Below are 14,086 nucleotides of genomic sequence, written 5' to 3' on the forward strand. Positions count from 1 at the left end.
TCTTTATACTCGTCTGCTAACTTTCGCTGTCAGCGACAACTTTTTTCAGGATCGCAACCCGAACTATGGATACCCGCCTGCAGTTGCTGACCAACTGGGTCAGACAATTTCCCGGCTTCGAACAGTGCGAAGCCGAACCGGTCTCCGGCGATGCCAGTTTTCGCCGTTACTTCCGGGTCTGGCAGCACGCAAACCCGACAACCGCTCCCGGGGACCGTGCGCCGTTTATCGTGATGGATGCGCCCCCGGAACATGAAGACTGCGAGCCCTTCGTGGCCATCGCCCGGCACTGGCACCGGCAGGGTATTGCGGTTCCGGACATCGTGCAGGCTGATCTGAAGCAGGGCTTCCTGCTACTGGAGGATTTTGGCGACCAGCTGATGCTCGGCCGACTGAGCACGGAGTCCGCAGACCAGCTCTACCGGAACGCTCTGGAAGAACTGACCCTGATCGCGAGCCAGACCTCCCCCAGTGATTACCCGCTACCGCCTTACGATGCCACTCTGCTTGAGCGGGAAATGGCGCTGTTCCCGGACTGGCTGCTGGAGAGGCATCTGGGCATGGACCTGGAAAACAGCGAGCGGGCTCTGCTGGACACGACCTTTTCCATGCTGTGGGAAAGCGCCCTGGCGCAACCGGAAGTGACGGTCCATCGGGACTACCATTCCCGAAACCTGCTGGTTCGCCAAGACCAACCTCGCCCGGGTGTCATCGATTTCCAGGACGCGGTTACCGGGCCGGTTACCTACGATGCGGTCTCGCTGCTGAAGGACTGCTACATCCAGTGGCCGGAGGAGCGAATCTGCGACTGGCTGGAAGTGTATCGCCAGAGCAGCCTGGACGCAGGCCTGCACCGGGCTGATCCGGAAACCTTCCGACAGTGGTTTGAACTGATGGGCATGCAGCGCCACCTGAAGGCCGCCGGGATTTTCGCCCGCCTGTCGATCCGTGATGGCAAGCACGGCTACCTCAATGATATTCCTCGCACCGTGCAGTACCTGATCGTTGCCAGCAGTCGGCAGCCGGCCCTGCGCCACTTCCACGAATGGCTCAGGGATTCGGTGATGCCCCGGATCAAGGCGAGCATTGGCCCGGCCCCCGGCCAGAAGCACCTGCCACAATGAAAGCCATGATTCTCGCCGCCGGCAAAGGTGAACGCATGCGGCCTCTGACTCTGGCCACACCCAAACCCCTGCTCCGGGCCGCCGGCAAGCCGCTGATCAGCTATCACCTGGACCACCTTCGTCAGGCGGGAATCCGTGAGGTGGTGATCAACCATGCCTGGCTGGGTGACCAGATCGAGGAAACCCTGGGTAATGGCGACCAGTTCGGACTTTCCATTCAATACTCCCGGGAAGGCGAGCCGCTGGAAACTGCCGGCGGCATCGTGCGCGCGCTGCCCCTGCTTGCCGATGACAAATCTGACTGGTTTCTGGTGATCAACGGCGACATCTGGAGCGATTTCGACCTTTCCCGACTGACACCGCCGGCTGACGCGGACGCCCTGCTGGTTGTCACCAGCAACCCGCCACACCACCCGGAAGGCGACTTTCACCTCACCGATCAGGGATTACTTCTGGGCGATGGTACCAACAAGCTGACCTTCACCGGCATCAGCCTGTTGCACCGGCGCCTGTTCGAGGGCCTGACCGACCGTGCGGGAAAGCTGGGCCCGGTGCTGCGCAGTGCCATGGCCGAAGGCCGCGTGAAAGGCCTCTACCATCCGGGGCACTGGGTAGACGTCGGCACCCCGGAACGCCTGCAGGCGCTGGACAGGCAACTGGCCAACAGGGAATCCGAGAGCCATGGCGGGCAGTAACAAACAACCGGCACTGCCGGCCCGGATGGAAGCCGAGTTCTCCAGCCTGATGCGGGAACTTTCGGCCTGCGGTCATCAGGCCCCCGCGCTGATCGAGCGGGCCCGCCTGCCCCGCTGGTGCAGGCACTCCCTGTTCTTCTTCCTAGGCTACATCGCCAAGGCAGACGGACGGGTCACCGAAGCCGACATCGGCTATGCCGAATCGCTGATCAAGGCCATGAGGCTGTCGAAACGTCAGCGCAGGCGAGCCATTGGCTGGTTCCAGCAGGGCAAGTCGGCCGGGCAACTGCCGTTTATCCGCGGGCTGGCCATGCGCCTTTCCCGCCGTCTCTGGCCAGCGCCCGCGTTGAAAACCGCCATCTGTCTCTGCCACGCCGGCCAGCTTAACGGCCGCCCCGGCAAACCCAGACGTTATCGCTGCGAGGACGCCATTGACCAGATTGGTCTGCCGGTAAGCATCAGCGAGGACATTTTCGACAGTTATGCCAGCAAGGTCTGGACCCGGCACAGCGAGAACCTTTCCAGACCCACCAGCTATCAGCAGGCCTGTGAACTTCTAGGGGTTACCCGCCGGGATTCCCTGGAAGTGATCAAACGGGCCTACCGCAAGAAGATATCCGAGTGCCACCCGGACAAGCTTGCCCAACAGCAGGTCAGTGACCGCGATCGAAGCCTGGCCAAGGAACGCCTGCTCCACTACCAACAAGCCTGGGAACTGATAAAGCGACACAACACCCTCCGCCCCTAACGCTCGCGGGATTCCAGCCAGGCGGCAACACGACTGGCGACGCCATCGCCCAGAGTCTCAGGCGCAGGGCTGATCCAGGGAATCGGTTGTCGCTCAAAGCCGCTCATTCCGGCGCGCCGCAACTGCATGCCAATACTCCAGCCCGATTGATCATCAGCCGTCCCTTGTGGATACAGCTCCAACAAATCAGTGCCGAGCGACTCCAGACGGTCCGGCAGACCTGACCGGTCAACGGGATAAAACCGTGGCACCACCCAGATCAGGGCAGAGGCATCGGCGCCATCCAGTACCCGGTTGGTCACATGGATACTGGCTCGGCCGACACCAAGAACTGCCGGAGCTTCATAGCCCCGCCCAACCAGCAGGGCCAGCCCTGCCTGCAGCATCTGGTTGATGCGGCTTCTGTAGCGCGCCTCAAGATCATCGGCGCTCTCGGATGAGGCCATGACATCGATCATGACTGAATCTGATGCCCCCTCCTCGCCCGCGCCTGCTTCAGCCGCCGGCGGCTCCATCACGGGCCGCATCAGGAACCCATTCAGAACCGGAGAGGGCGACTCCAGACCAAGCGTAAGGACGGCCCAGCCCCGGGAAGCCAGCCCCGCTGCCAGTGAGCCGGTTACCCCGGAAGCGGCAGTTTCACCTTCGTCCGACAGAACCAGCACCGCACCGCGAGCCGGCAACCTGGCTTCCGGGTAGAACAGGCCCAGTGCCCTATCACCCTCCTCAAGCTCCAGCCATACCGCTGATTCGGGAAAACGCTGGATCAGGGAGCGTTCGCCGGTGCCTGTCCAGATCAGGGCCCGACTTGCAGACTCTGACGCCTCGACGCCTTCGGTCTCACCGGCCGTCCCACTCTCTTCCTGCCCGAGGGTGATGGACGGCGCGACACACATCAGCGCCAGGATAAAAAGCCAGAACACGCCAGGCCGGTAAATCTCGAATCTCTGCACAGATACTGATCCTTTGACTGCGAAAAAACGCCACTGAGCTGTTAGACTAGCAGCCATCCTGAATGTGCGGCAGGGACCGCTGACCAAGCCATTATCCATTGTTGTGAGAGAGCCGTCATGAACCCTTACCTGATTGCCCCATCCATCCTGTCCGCCGATTTTGCCCGTCTTGGCGAGGAAGTCGATAACGTGCTGGCCGCCGGCGCCGACGTGGTGCACTTCGATGTGATGGACAATCACTACGTACCCAACCTCACCATTGGCCCCATGGTCTGCGAGGCGCTGCGCAAGCACGGCGTGACCGCCCCCATCGATGTGCACCTGATGGTGTCGCCGGTGGACGACCTCATCCGTATGTTTATCGACGCCGGGGCCAGTTACATTACCTTCCACCCGGAAGCGACCAACCACATCGATCGCTCACTGCAGCTGATCCGCGACGGTGGCTGCCAGGCGGGCCTGGTGTTCAACCCGGCCACGCCGCTGCATTACATGGATCATGTGATGGACAAACTGGACATGGTGCTGATGATGTCGGTAAACCCCGGCTTCGGTGGCCAGAAGTTCATTCCCGGCACGCTCGACAAGCTCCGGGAGGCCCGCAAACGCATCGATGCCAGTAACTACAATATCCGCCTGGAAATCGACGGCGGCGTGAAGACCGAGAACATCCGGGAAATCGCCGAGGCCGGTGCCGACACCTTCGTGGCCGGATCTGCCATCTTTAACACCGACGACTATAAAACCACCATTGATGCCATGCGCGAAGAACTGGAGCAGGCCCGCAGGGTGATCAGCCAATGAGCTTGGCAGGGCTGTTCAATCCACGCTGGCCGGGGGTTGCCCTGTTTGATCTCGACGGCACCCTGGTGGACAGTGCACCGGATCTGGCGGCCGCCGTGGATCAGATGCTGGCGCATCTTGGGCGCTCACCCGCGGGCATTGACCGGGTACGGAACTGGGTAGGCAATGGCGCCAGCGTTCTGGTGCGCCGGGCCCTGGCCAGCCAGGTGGACTGGGAACCGGCGCGACCAAAAGACGAGGCCCTGTTCAAGGATGCCCTGGCGATTTTCTATCACGCCTACGGCACCCTCAACGGGCAGCATTCGGTAGTCTACGCCGGCGTCGAGGCCTGTCTCACGCACCTGAAGAACCAGGGCTGCCGGCTGGGCATCGTCACCAACAAGCCGGAACAGTTTGTGGCACCGCTGCTTGAGCAAATGGGACTGGACCACTGGTTCGACCTGACCGTGGGTGGTGACACCCTGCCGGTCAAGAAACCGGACCCCGCTCCCCTGCTTCATGCCATGGAAACCCTCGGGGGCACCCGCGGAACCACGGTCATGGTGGGCGACTCCGCAGCGGATATTAACGCGGCGCTGGCCGCGGGCATTCCCTGTGTGGCGGTGCGGTACGGGTATAACTACGGGCCTGCGGTGGATACCCTGGGCGCCGACGCGGTTGTTGATTCGCTGGCCGAGCTTTTGTAATCTCACAAGGAACTTACCTTGAGCACTTCTTTACGGGAGATTCCTGCCGTGCAGGGACTGAATCTGACTGCAGCGCGAGGCATCCTGACAACCCGCGCAACACGATGGTGGCGATGGCGCACCGGCTAAGCAAGCCCGGAGGCTGACTGGCGTCTGCTGGTCGAGCCCGCAGCACCTGATGGAAGCAAAGTCTTTCATCCACAATGCAGATCAGATTTCAGGAAACCGTACCATGACACCCGAGCAATTCATTGAGCTCGCCGACGCCGGCTTTAACCGCATCCCCGTGTACCGTGAGGTACTGGCCGACCTCGATACGCCTCTGAGCACCTATCTGAAACTCGCCAGCGGGCCCTACTCCTATCTGTTCGAATCCGTGCAGGGCGGGGAGAAATGGGGTCGGTATTCGATCATCGGCCTGCCCAGTCACGAGGTGCTCAAGGTCTTTGACCACCGGGTGGAGATCAGCCGCGGCGGAGAGGTTGTCGAAACCGAGGAAGTGGACGATCCACTCGCCTTTGTCGAGGCCTATCAGAAACGCTTCCATGCGCCAGATCTGGACGAGCTGCCCCGGTTTAACGGCGGGTTGGTGGGCTACTTCGGTTACGACACGGTGCGCTACATCGAAAAACGGCTGCGCAAAAGCTGTCCGCCGGACAAAATCGGCACCCCGGACATCCTGTTGATGGTCTCCAACGAGATCGTGGTGTTCGACAACCTGCGGGGCAAGCTGCATCTGATTGTCCATGCCGATCCGGCCATTGAGGGCGCCTTCGAAAAGGCACAGAGCCGCATTGATGAGCTGGAGAACCATCTGCACAGGCAAACCGCTGACGCGCCCCGCACCCCCGAACACCTGCGCGGAAAAGCCGTAGACGAGAGCGACTTCATCTCCGGCTTTACCCAGGACAAATTCGAAGCCGCGGTGGACAAGATCAAGGGCTACGTGCTCGACGGCGATGTCATGCAGACGGTGATCTCACAGCGCATGTCGATTCCCTTCGAGGCGCCGCCGCTGAACCTGTATCGCTCGCTTCGGGTGCTGAATCCGTCGCCCTACATGTATTTCCTGGATCTGGGTGACTTCCACATCGTGGGTTCCTCCCCGGAAATTCTGGCCCGGGTGGAAGACGAGGAAGTGACGGTTCGGCCGATCGCCGGCACCCGCAAGCGGGGCGCCACCGATGCCGAGGACAAGGCGCTGGAAGCAGAACTGCTGGCTGATCCGAAAGAAATTGCCGAGCATCTGATGCTGATCGATCTGGGCCGGAACGATGCCGGCCGGGTGTCGGAAACCGGCACGGTCCGGCTGACCGACAAGATGATCGTGGAGCGCTACTCCCACGTGATGCATATCGTCTCCAACGTCACCGGCCGGCTGAAAGACAACACCAGCTGCCTGGACGTGCTGCGCGCCACCCTGCCCGCCGGCACCCTGAGCGGTGCGCCCAAGATCCGGGCCATGGAGATTATCGACGAACTGGAGCCGGTCAAGCGTGGGGTTTACGGCGGCGCCGTGGGGTACCTGTCGTTCAACGGCAACATGGATACCGCCATTGCCATCCGTACCGCCGTAATCAAGGACAACACCCTGCACATCCAGGCCGGCGCAGGCGTAGTGGCCGATTCGGTGCCCCGCCTCGAGTGGAAGGAAACCATGAACAAGGGCCGCGCCATTTTCCGGGCGGTGGCCATGACCTACAACGATTTCGACCACTGAGGCGGAGGAACAGATTATGTTGCTGATGATCGATAACTACGATTCCTTCACCTATAACGTGGTGCAGTATCTGGCCGAACTGGGTGCCGACGTGCAGGTGCACCGCAACGATGAAATTACCATCGAACAGATTGAAGCCCTGAACCCGGAACGGCTGGTAATTTCCCCCGGCCCCTGCACCCCGAACGAGGCTGGCATCTCCATGGCGGCCATCCGGCATTTCGCCGGCAAGCTTCCGATCCTGGGCATTTGCCTGGGCCACCAGGCCATCGGCCAGGTATACGGCGGCGACGTCATCCGCGCCGGCCGGGTCATGCATGGCAAGGTGTCCCCGGTATTCCACAAGGACACCGGCGTGTTCCGGGGCCTGAGCAATCCGCTGCAGGCAACCCGCTACCACAGCCTGGTGATCGACAAGGCCACCCTGCCCGACTGCCTGGAAGTGACCGCATGGACCCGCAACGACGACGGTTCCATCGAGGAAATCATGGGGGTTCGCCACAAGACGCTGCCCATCGAGGGCGTGCAGTTCCATCCGGAGTCTATTATGACGGAACAGGGCCACGAGCTGCTGCGCAACTTTCTGAGAACACAATAAGAGGCCGACACATGGACATGAAAGAAGCTCTCAACCGCATTGCCTCCAACCTGGACCTGTCCCGGGAGGAAATGAAGGACGTGATGCGTATCGTCATGAACGGCGAGGCCACGGACGCCCAGATCGGCGCGTTTCTGATGGGGTTGCGTCTGAAAAGCGAAACCATTGATGAAATCACCGGTGCCACCGAGGTCATGCGCGAGCTGGCCACCAAGGTCACGGTCAAGGCCGAGCCACTGGTGGACATCGTCGGCACCGGCGGCGACGGCGCCAACCTGTTTAACGTGTCCTCGGCCGCCTCGTTTGTAGTGGCCGCTGCCGGCGGCTTCGTAGCCAAGCACGGCAACCGGGCCGTCTCGTCCAAGAGCGGCAGTGCCGACCTGCTGGAAAAGCTGGGTATCAACCTGAGCATGAAACCCGAGGAAGTGGCCCGCTGCGTCGAGGAAATCGGTGTCGGCTTCATGTTCGCCCCGGCCCATCACGGCGCCATGAAACACGCCATTGGCCCCCGTAAGGAACTGGGCTGCCGGACCATTTTCAACATCCTGGGCCCGATGACCAACCCGGCTGGCGTTAAACGCCAACTGGTAGGCGTGTTCAACCGGGAGCTGTGCCGCCCGATGGCGGAGGTGCTGCATCGCCTTGGGGCCGAGCACATCATGGTCGTTTGCTCCAAAGACGGCCTGGATGAGATCAGTCTGGCGAGTGCCACCCACGTGGCAGAACTTAAGAACGGTGAGGTCACCGAATACGACATCACCCCGGAGGATCTTGGCATCAAGAGCCAGGCTCTGGTGGGTCTGACCGTGGACACCGCCGACGATTCCTTGAAGCTGATCAAGGCAGCCTTCGGACGTGGCCACGATGAAATGGCCGAGAAAGCCCGGGACCTGATTGCCCTGAATGCGGGCGCAGCAATCTACGTCGCTGGTTTGGCCAAGACGCCGAAAGAAGGTGTGGATATGGCCCTCGACGCCATGGGCTCTGGCCTCGCTGCCGGCAAGATGTCGGAGCTGGCTGATTTTTCTCAGTGCTTTTGATCGACTAAGCCTGCCGGATTTCGGCAGGACGACCCGGTGGGGCATGGCTTGCCAAAACACGCCCGTGAATACGTCCCTGTAGGGCTTGGCGTCAGCCATCCATGGCTGACGACAGTTTTGGCAAGCCCTGCCCCACCGGCTCTCGCTAACTACTTGCAGGCCGCTAATGACTGAACGACATTTGGATAAGACTCCCACCATTCTCCGCAAGATCGTGGACCGCAAGTGGGAAGAAATTGACGAGCGGAAACCAAGGGTTTCGGTTGCCGACCTGAAAGCCATGGCTGGGGACCAACCAGCAGCCAGAGGCTTCGCCAACGCTCTGCGCAGCCGAATTGAAAAGCAGACTCCCGCTGTTATCGCCGAGATCAAAAAAGCCTCGCCGAGCAAGGGCATTCTGCGAGATCCCTTCGAGCCAGCGGTCATTGCCGAAAGCTACGAGAACGGCGGCGCTGCTTGTCTGTCGGTACTCACCGACCGCGACTTCTTCCAGGGCCATGAAGACTATCTGGTCGCCGCCCGCAATGCCTGCAGCCTGCCGGTAATTCGCAAGGACTTCATGGTCGCTCCTTACCAGGTCTACGAAAGCCGGGCCATCGGTGCCGACTGTATTCTGCTGATCGCCGCCTGCCTGACCAAAGACCAGATGCAGGAGCTGGAAGGTATTGCCCATGAGATCGGGCTGGATGTGTTGGTCGAAGTGCACGATGGTGAGGAACTGGATGATGCGTTGACGCTGACGACGCCTCTGGTCGGCATCAACAACCGCAATCTGCATACCTTCGATGTTTCGCTGGACACCACGTTTGATCTGCATGAGCGGATCTCCCAGGACCGGCTGACCATTACGGAAAGTGGCATCATGACCCGCAGCGACGTAGAAGCGATGACTGCTCGCGGGATTTACGGTTTCCTTGTGGGGGAATCGTTTATGCGGGCGGAAGAGCCTGGTCAGAAACTTCAAGAACTGTTCTTTCCAAAAGGCTAACTCACAAGTTTAAACAGTTCGGCGGGTACGACCTGCCAAAATCGTGCGGAGCCATGGATGGCGGAGCCGAGCGTACAGGGAGGTATTCACAGCGTATTTTGGCAGGTCGTACCCGCTGGACTGTGCACAAAAGTTCGCAACAGGCATTTGATGCTAGGCGTCGGCCAAAGCCTCCTGCAAAAGTTCCAGAATGTGCGCCGGCATCCCCTCTGCCAGCTTGAGTGCCGCCTCGTGCCCACGGGGCGACATCTTGCCCCAGGTCCGGCGCACGATGCGTAGCCACTTCTCCCGATCGTAGTCCGCTTTTTCCTCATAGAAATCTGCGAAGTACCGTTCCAGGAAGACCATGCAGGCCACGTCCTCCAGCAGTTGAGTGTCGGCATCCTGCCTCAGTTCCCGCTTGGTCAGAATGGTCTCCACCCGCTCGCACTCCTCCTTCGGGTAGCCACAATCCGCCATGATTTCCGCAGCACGCCGGCCATGCATACGGCCACAGGCCTGGCGCCACTGGTAATAGGCTTTACGACCTTCCGGATAGTCCTTCCGCGGCATGGTCCAGCGCTCGATGTGCTGGGCGCGGCAGGCGATCTGCATGCGTTCGGAAGGGTCGGATTCAAGCTCGAACAGCCAGCGGGTCATGTGCAGGCTGTAGGCGTATTCCTTCGGGAGGCGTTCGTTGCCAGAAGCCTCCTGATTGGGATCGGCCTTATTCGCTGCGTCAATAGACGCCAGCGCACACTGGAGTCTTGAATCCGTTGTGGTCATTAAGATCTCTCTTCTGGTTTCTGACTGGCCTGCGGCTCAGACCTGGGCAGAGGGGCGTTCTTTGATTCGGTCGTACCAGGCCTGCAGATTGGCCTGCTCGGGCTTGATGCGGATGCCTACCACCCGGGCAAATGCCACCGTAGTGAAGGCGTTGATATCGGCGGCCGTAAAACGGTCGCAGCAGATGTATTCCTTGCCCTCCAGCTGCTTGTCGAGGAAGTGCATGAACTTCTCAACACTCTTGCCACATTCCTCACCCCACTCCTTGATCGGGTTCATCCGGTCCTTGAAGTAGCCGGTGGTGTGCTGGAAACACATGCCGGTGGGCATGAAGAAGAACAGCTCGATCCACCGGAGCCACTGCTCAAGCTGGGCTTTTTCCAGCGGGGTATCGCCCAGCAGGCTCGGCGTATCCGGGTAGCTCTCTTCGAAATAGCGGCAGATTGCCATGGTCTCGGCGATGGCCGTGCCATCATCCAGCTCCATCACCGGCACTTTCTTCATCGGATTTCGGGCGATAAATTCAGGTGTCAGGTTTTCACCCTTCTGCAAGTCAATCTCGATGAATTCGGCCTTGTCCAACAGGCCTTTTTCGGCCATGAACATGCGCACACGGCGGGGGTTGGGGGCGGTTTTGGTTTCGAAGATTTTCATTATTATCGGCTCCGTTCCTGATCAATGGCGGCTTTGACGGTTCAAAACGAGAAGACTGACCGGAAAGAAGAGTTGCGTCAAGCAACCGGCGTTACCGGGGCAGCCAGTTGCGCATCTGCTGGATAATCCACTCCGGATCGTCCAGCGGGAGGTCATGGCCAGCATCCGGGTGCAGTTCCATGGTCCATTGCCAGCGCTCCTCCAGCGTGGAACTGCAGCGCCAGTGAACGATGCGATCGCCGCGACTGGCGAGAATCAGTGCATCTGGCATAGGACGCTTTTTACCGGGTTTGTAGCGGGCGGCGGCCGCCAACTGGTTGATCGCATTGCGAGTACTGACGGGACGTTGTCGTTGTATGCTGTACCATTGTATTGCCAGTGACAGAGGCACCTCACGGTTAGACGTGAGCCGGAGAATATCCCGCTCACGGTCAAACAATTCCTGACGGGCCAGCAGCCGCATAATTCGCGGCCAGGCCCCAGGCCGCATGCGTTGCCATGGCGGGCTGAAGCCGGAACTGGTATTGATCAGAACCAGGTTCTGGATCTGTCCATCCGCAGCCTGCTGGGCCCAGTCCAGGGCCACCATACCGCCCATAGAAAGTGCCAGGATACTGAAGGGACCGGGGATATGGCTGACGCGCCTGGAAACGGCTTCCCGAATCGCCGCTACCGTTGCCGGACTGTCCTCTCGATATCGCACGCCCGTCCCGGGCAGATCGACCTTATGGAACTGGTGCTCCGGAAATGCCTCCTCGAGGCGAGCCGGAAAGCTGCCCCAGTGGGCGTGCTCCCGAGTCAGACCCCGCAACAGAATCCAGTGCATACGATAGTTCCGATTGATGAATGCCTGGGCCGGCTGGATCGCTAGTGAGTATCGCGATACCAGTGCATGATCGCGGCCTCTTTCAGCATGGACTCCTCATCCCGAGCCGGCAACCAGTTTTCATGGCTGGCGGCGGCGTTAATCAGGAAGTCCATCCAGGTCAGGTGACTGCGCAGGACCCGCTTGTGCCGATGCGGAACCAGGGGATTGAAAAAGCCGTCGAGTCTCAGCAACTGACGGGGCCGCTTGCGAATCCAGCGCCAGGAGCCCATTTCCAGGGTCAGGGGTAGGAAAACACCGGCATTTTCGCGATTGACCTGCTTGTAGAAGTGATCCCACAAGTCGCCATGGGTCAGATAGTGGCGGGACTGCGGCTCGAAACGGTAGTCGTGGTTTGGGTAAGACTGCTCCCAGATCAGTTTCAGCGCCATAACCGATGCGATTCGACGCATGGGTCGACGCCGGTAAGCGTAGGGAAACCAGATCTGGTCCTGCATCCCGAATCCGGAATGGCAGTCCAGTGCCACACTGAACGGCCGTCCCGGCAGCAGCTGTTTTATGACCGCCTCCAGCGCCTGGTTTTCAGGCTCCATACCTTGGTCAGGATCCCCGGTATACCATGGCAATCGGGGTGAAATTCTCTGGCCGCCGAGCAGAAATGCGCTACGGTCCTGGGCCTGGATCGGCGCATTGCGCATCAGGTCCACGCCGTTGGGATTGCTTCGCTGATTCAGATACATACCGCCAGGGTTAAGGATTGGTAAAAGGGTAATTCGAACCTTCTGCAACAACCCCAGAAAATGTTCGTCCCAGGTCACTCTGGCGAGCAGCGACTGCAGCCAGGCCATCACCACCTGGCTTCCAATGCGTTCAAGCCCGTGCACACCCCCAACAAGCAATACTGCTGGCACATCGGGCCGGGAAGAGCCGATATCGACACGGTAGATCGGCAAGGATATGTCCTTGAGGGCGACCCGCTCCACCACTTCGGTTGCAATGAAATCCGGCGCTTCTGCCAGAATGCGCTCCAGGCCAACCAGCTCCGGCAGGAAGGTTCTCAGCAGCCTTCGCTGACGCCCATCCCGGGTGGCCTGCTCGTGGCTGATTGATGTGTGAGGTGTCAGGTCGCGCAGCTCTGTCATGCTGTTCTCCGGGTTCAGGTACCCGGAGTGTACCCATCGATTACTACACCTTCTTGACAGTTCTCCCGGGGCATAATATGTCTCTTTTAAAGACGCATTTGGAATACGCCCTTGTAACTGAGCTGAGGTTAGTTATCCTTACATTTAAGTATTAACCGAGACTTCGTGATTTGTTCGACCTTAACAGCGACCATAAAAGAGCTGTTCTCCCGATCCTCATGGATCGCGGCCCCCTCGTATCGGCACTAACACCGACAACACCCTCCAAAAATCACAAACCCTGAAAAGGAGAAGTGACTATGCGAAAGCTTAAGTCTGCTGCACTGCTTTGCGCGCTATCCGTACCCGTCGCGGCCCAGGCCAATTGCGGCGAGGTATCCATTACCGAAATGAACTGGGCGTCCAACACGGTCGTCACCAACGTGGCCACCTTCATCATGGAGCAGGGTTACGGCTGTGACGTAACCATTGTTCCTTCCGATACTGTTCCGGCGGTAACCTCCGTTGCCGAAAACGGTGAGCCAGACATCGTCACCGAGCTGTGGCTCAACTCCGCGGGCGAGGCCTACCTGCGCCTGGAAGAACAGGGCAAGGTGGAACGCCTTGGCAAGGTTCTGGATCCGGGCGGCGTTGAAGGCTGGTGGATCCCCACCTACCTCGCTGAAGAGCACCCGGAATTGAAAACCATCGAAGGCGTGATGGCCAATCCCGAGCTCGTTGGCGGCACCTTCAACAACTGCCCGGACGGATGGGGCTGCCGTGTTGTCAGTGACAACCTGATTCGCGCCCTGGATCTGGAAGAGTCCGGCATTGACGTATTCAATCATGGCTCCGGTGAGACCCTGGCATCCTCCATGGCGTCCGCTGTCCAGAACGAAGAACCCTGGTTCGGCTACTATTGGGGCCCCACAGTGCCGCTCGGCAAGTACGACATGACCCGGGTTGACCTCGGCGAGATCAAACCGGACGTGCACCAGAAAAACCAGACACCGGATGTGGATAATCCGGGCGTTTCCGACTTCCCGGCGGCCACGATCCTGACGTCGGTAACCACCGACTTCAAAGAACGCGAGCCTGAAGTGGCCGACATGCTCAGCAAGCTGACATTCAAAACCGAGACCATGAGCGCCATCCTGGCCTGGATGGACTCCAACAATGCCTCGGGCGAAGAAGCTGCGGTCTACTACCTCAGCAACAACAGCGACGAGTGGTCAACCTGGCTGAACGACTCCGCGCGTGAGCGTCTGGCCAACGTTCTTAACTGATTGGCCTGCCCCTCCCGGGGCATCCTTCGGGATGCCCCGGGTCGTTTCCCGAAAACCGTTCTGATTCCAGACGTGCGC

Annotated in this window: 15 protein-coding genes; 10 read left to right on the plus strand and 5 right to left on the minus strand. The window is 60.0% G+C overall.

What is annotated here, in order from left to right; genetic code table 11:
- Positions 1-65: 65 nt before the first annotated feature.
- Genes J3362_RS10185 through J3362_RS10195 form a run of 3 tightly spaced genes read left to right on the plus strand, consistent with a single transcriptional unit; the run spans position 66 to position 2,567 of the window.
- A complete protein-coding gene (locus tag J3362_RS10185) occupies positions 66-1,124 on the plus strand; it encodes an aminoglycoside phosphotransferase family protein (protein ID WP_349519487.1) in 1,059 nt (352 codons plus the stop codon).
- Positions 1,121-1,819, plus strand: coding sequence for an N-acetylmuramate alpha-1-phosphate uridylyltransferase MurU (gene murU / locus J3362_RS10190; RefSeq protein WP_349519489.1), 699 nt, complete (start codon positions 1,121-1,123; stop codon positions 1,817-1,819). The genes J3362_RS10185 and murU overlap by 4 nt, the downstream gene beginning before the upstream one ends.
- Entirely contained in the window at positions 1,806-2,567 is a 762-nt protein-coding gene (locus J3362_RS10195; RefSeq protein ID WP_349519490.1) for a DnaJ domain-containing protein, read from the plus strand. Before murU ends, J3362_RS10195 begins: the two co-directional genes overlap by 14 nt.
- Here J3362_RS10195 and J3362_RS10200 read toward each other — a convergent pair.
- Positions 2,564-3,520, minus strand: coding sequence for a DUF3530 family protein (locus J3362_RS10200; RefSeq protein WP_349519491.1), 957 nt, complete (start codon positions 3,518-3,520; stop codon positions 2,564-2,566). The two genes, J3362_RS10195 and J3362_RS10200, sit on opposite strands and share 4 nt — an antisense overlap.
- A gap of 117 nt (positions 3,521-3,637) precedes the next feature.
- Between J3362_RS10200 and rpe the strand changes: the two genes are divergently transcribed.
- The 6 genes from rpe (at position 3,638) to trpC (ending at position 9,356) form a co-directional block, all read left to right on the plus strand.
- Complete coding sequence (rpe, locus tag J3362_RS10205; RefSeq protein WP_008173385.1) at positions 3,638-4,324, plus strand: ribulose-phosphate 3-epimerase; 687 nt, start codon at positions 3,638-3,640, stop codon at positions 4,322-4,324.
- Positions 4,321-5,010 (plus strand): phosphoglycolate phosphatase, encoded by a 690-nt coding sequence (locus tag J3362_RS10210; protein WP_349519493.1) that lies wholly within the window; start codon positions 4,321-4,323, stop codon positions 5,008-5,010. The genes rpe and J3362_RS10210 overlap by 4 nt, the downstream gene beginning before the upstream one ends.
- 232 nt (positions 5,011-5,242) lie before the next feature.
- A complete protein-coding gene (trpE, locus tag J3362_RS10215) occupies positions 5,243-6,730 on the plus strand; it encodes an anthranilate synthase component I (RefSeq protein ID WP_349519495.1) in 1,488 nt (495 codons plus the stop codon).
- 16 nt (positions 6,731-6,746) lie between these two features.
- A complete protein-coding gene (locus tag J3362_RS10220) occupies positions 6,747-7,328 on the plus strand; it encodes an aminodeoxychorismate/anthranilate synthase component II (RefSeq protein ID WP_108018455.1) in 582 nt (193 codons plus the stop codon).
- 11 nt (positions 7,329-7,339) lie between these two features.
- Positions 7,340-8,368 carry an anthranilate phosphoribosyltransferase gene (gene trpD / locus J3362_RS10225; RefSeq protein ID WP_008173396.1) on the plus strand — a complete coding sequence of 343 codons (1,029 nt, stop codon included), beginning with the start codon at positions 7,340-7,342 and terminating at the stop codon, positions 8,366-8,368.
- A gap of 166 nt (positions 8,369-8,534) precedes the next feature.
- A complete protein-coding gene (trpC, locus tag J3362_RS10230) occupies positions 8,535-9,356 on the plus strand; it encodes an indole-3-glycerol phosphate synthase TrpC (RefSeq protein ID WP_104270813.1) in 822 nt (273 codons plus the stop codon).
- 153 nt (positions 9,357-9,509) lie between these two features.
- Here the strand turns inward: trpC and J3362_RS10235 are convergent, their stop codons facing one another.
- The 4 genes from J3362_RS10235 to J3362_RS10250 all read right to left on the minus strand — a co-directional run bounded on the left by J3362_RS10235 (position 9,510) and on the right by J3362_RS10250 (position 12,743).
- Positions 9,510-10,121 (minus strand): DUF4202 domain-containing protein, encoded by a 612-nt coding sequence (locus J3362_RS10235; protein WP_349519496.1) that lies wholly within the window; start codon positions 10,119-10,121, stop codon positions 9,510-9,512.
- Positions 10,122-10,157: 36 nt separating this feature from the next.
- Positions 10,158-10,775 (minus strand): glutathione S-transferase family protein, encoded by a 618-nt coding sequence (locus J3362_RS10240; RefSeq protein ID WP_349519497.1) that lies wholly within the window; start codon positions 10,773-10,775, stop codon positions 10,158-10,160.
- A 91-nt stretch (positions 10,776-10,866) separates the two neighbouring features.
- Positions 10,867-11,601, minus strand: a complete 735-nt coding sequence (locus J3362_RS10245) for an alpha/beta fold hydrolase (protein WP_349519499.1) — start codon at positions 11,599-11,601, stop codon at positions 10,867-10,869.
- 41 nt (positions 11,602-11,642) lie between these two features.
- On the minus strand, positions 11,643-12,743 hold the full coding sequence (locus J3362_RS10250) for a M14 family zinc carboxypeptidase (protein ID WP_349519501.1): 1,101 nt from the start codon (positions 12,741-12,743) through the stop codon (positions 11,643-11,645).
- A 299-nt stretch (positions 12,744-13,042) separates the two neighbouring features.
- Between J3362_RS10250 and J3362_RS10255 the strand changes: the two genes are divergently transcribed.
- On the plus strand, positions 13,043-14,008 hold the full coding sequence (locus tag J3362_RS10255; RefSeq protein WP_349519503.1) for an ABC transporter substrate-binding protein: 966 nt from the start codon (positions 13,043-13,045) through the stop codon (positions 14,006-14,008).
- Positions 14,009-14,086: the final 78 nt, after the last annotated feature.

It is taken from the genome of Marinobacter sp. NFXS11 (assembly GCF_040148675.1).
In the GTDB taxonomy this organism is placed as follows: Bacteria; Pseudomonadota; Gammaproteobacteria; order Pseudomonadales; family Oleiphilaceae; genus Marinobacter.

Excerpts from the sequence above, each read along its gene's own strand:
- J3362_RS10250 (WP_349519501.1), bottom strand. The coding sequence starts at position 12,743 with ATGACAGAGCTGCGCGACCTGACACCTCACACATCAATCAGCCACGAG.
- J3362_RS10195 (WP_349519490.1), top strand. The coding sequence starts at position 1,806 with ATGGCGGGCAGTAACAAACAACCGGCACTGCCGGCCCGGATGGAAGCC.
- rpe (WP_008173385.1), top strand. The coding sequence starts at position 3,638 with ATGAACCCTTACCTGATTGCCCCATCCATCCTGTCCGCCGATTTTGCC.
- murU (WP_349519489.1), top strand. The coding sequence starts at position 1,121 with ATGAAAGCCATGATTCTCGCCGCCGGCAAAGGTGAACGCATGCGGCCT.
- J3362_RS10210 (WP_349519493.1), top strand. The coding sequence starts at position 4,321 with ATGAGCTTGGCAGGGCTGTTCAATCCACGCTGGCCGGGGGTTGCCCTG.
- trpE (WP_349519495.1), top strand. The coding sequence starts at position 5,243 with ATGACACCCGAGCAATTCATTGAGCTCGCCGACGCCGGCTTTAACCGC.
- trpD (WP_008173396.1), top strand. The coding sequence starts at position 7,340 with ATGGACATGAAAGAAGCTCTCAACCGCATTGCCTCCAACCTGGACCTG.
- J3362_RS10220 (WP_108018455.1), top strand. The coding sequence starts at position 6,747 with ATGTTGCTGATGATCGATAACTACGATTCCTTCACCTATAACGTGGTG.
- J3362_RS10245 (WP_349519499.1), bottom strand. The coding sequence starts at position 11,601 with ATGCACTGGATTCTGTTGCGGGGTCTGACTCGGGAGCACGCCCACTGG.
- J3362_RS10235 (WP_349519496.1), bottom strand. The coding sequence starts at position 10,121 with ATGACCACAACGGATTCAAGACTCCAGTGTGCGCTGGCGTCTATTGAC.
- trpC (WP_104270813.1), top strand. The coding sequence starts at position 8,535 with ATGACTGAACGACATTTGGATAAGACTCCCACCATTCTCCGCAAGATC.
- J3362_RS10255 (WP_349519503.1), top strand. The coding sequence starts at position 13,043 with ATGCGAAAGCTTAAGTCTGCTGCACTGCTTTGCGCGCTATCCGTACCC.
- J3362_RS10185 (WP_349519487.1), top strand. The coding sequence starts at position 66 with ATGGATACCCGCCTGCAGTTGCTGACCAACTGGGTCAGACAATTTCCC.
- J3362_RS10240 (WP_349519497.1), bottom strand. The coding sequence starts at position 10,775 with ATGAAAATCTTCGAAACCAAAACCGCCCCCAACCCCCGCCGTGTGCGC.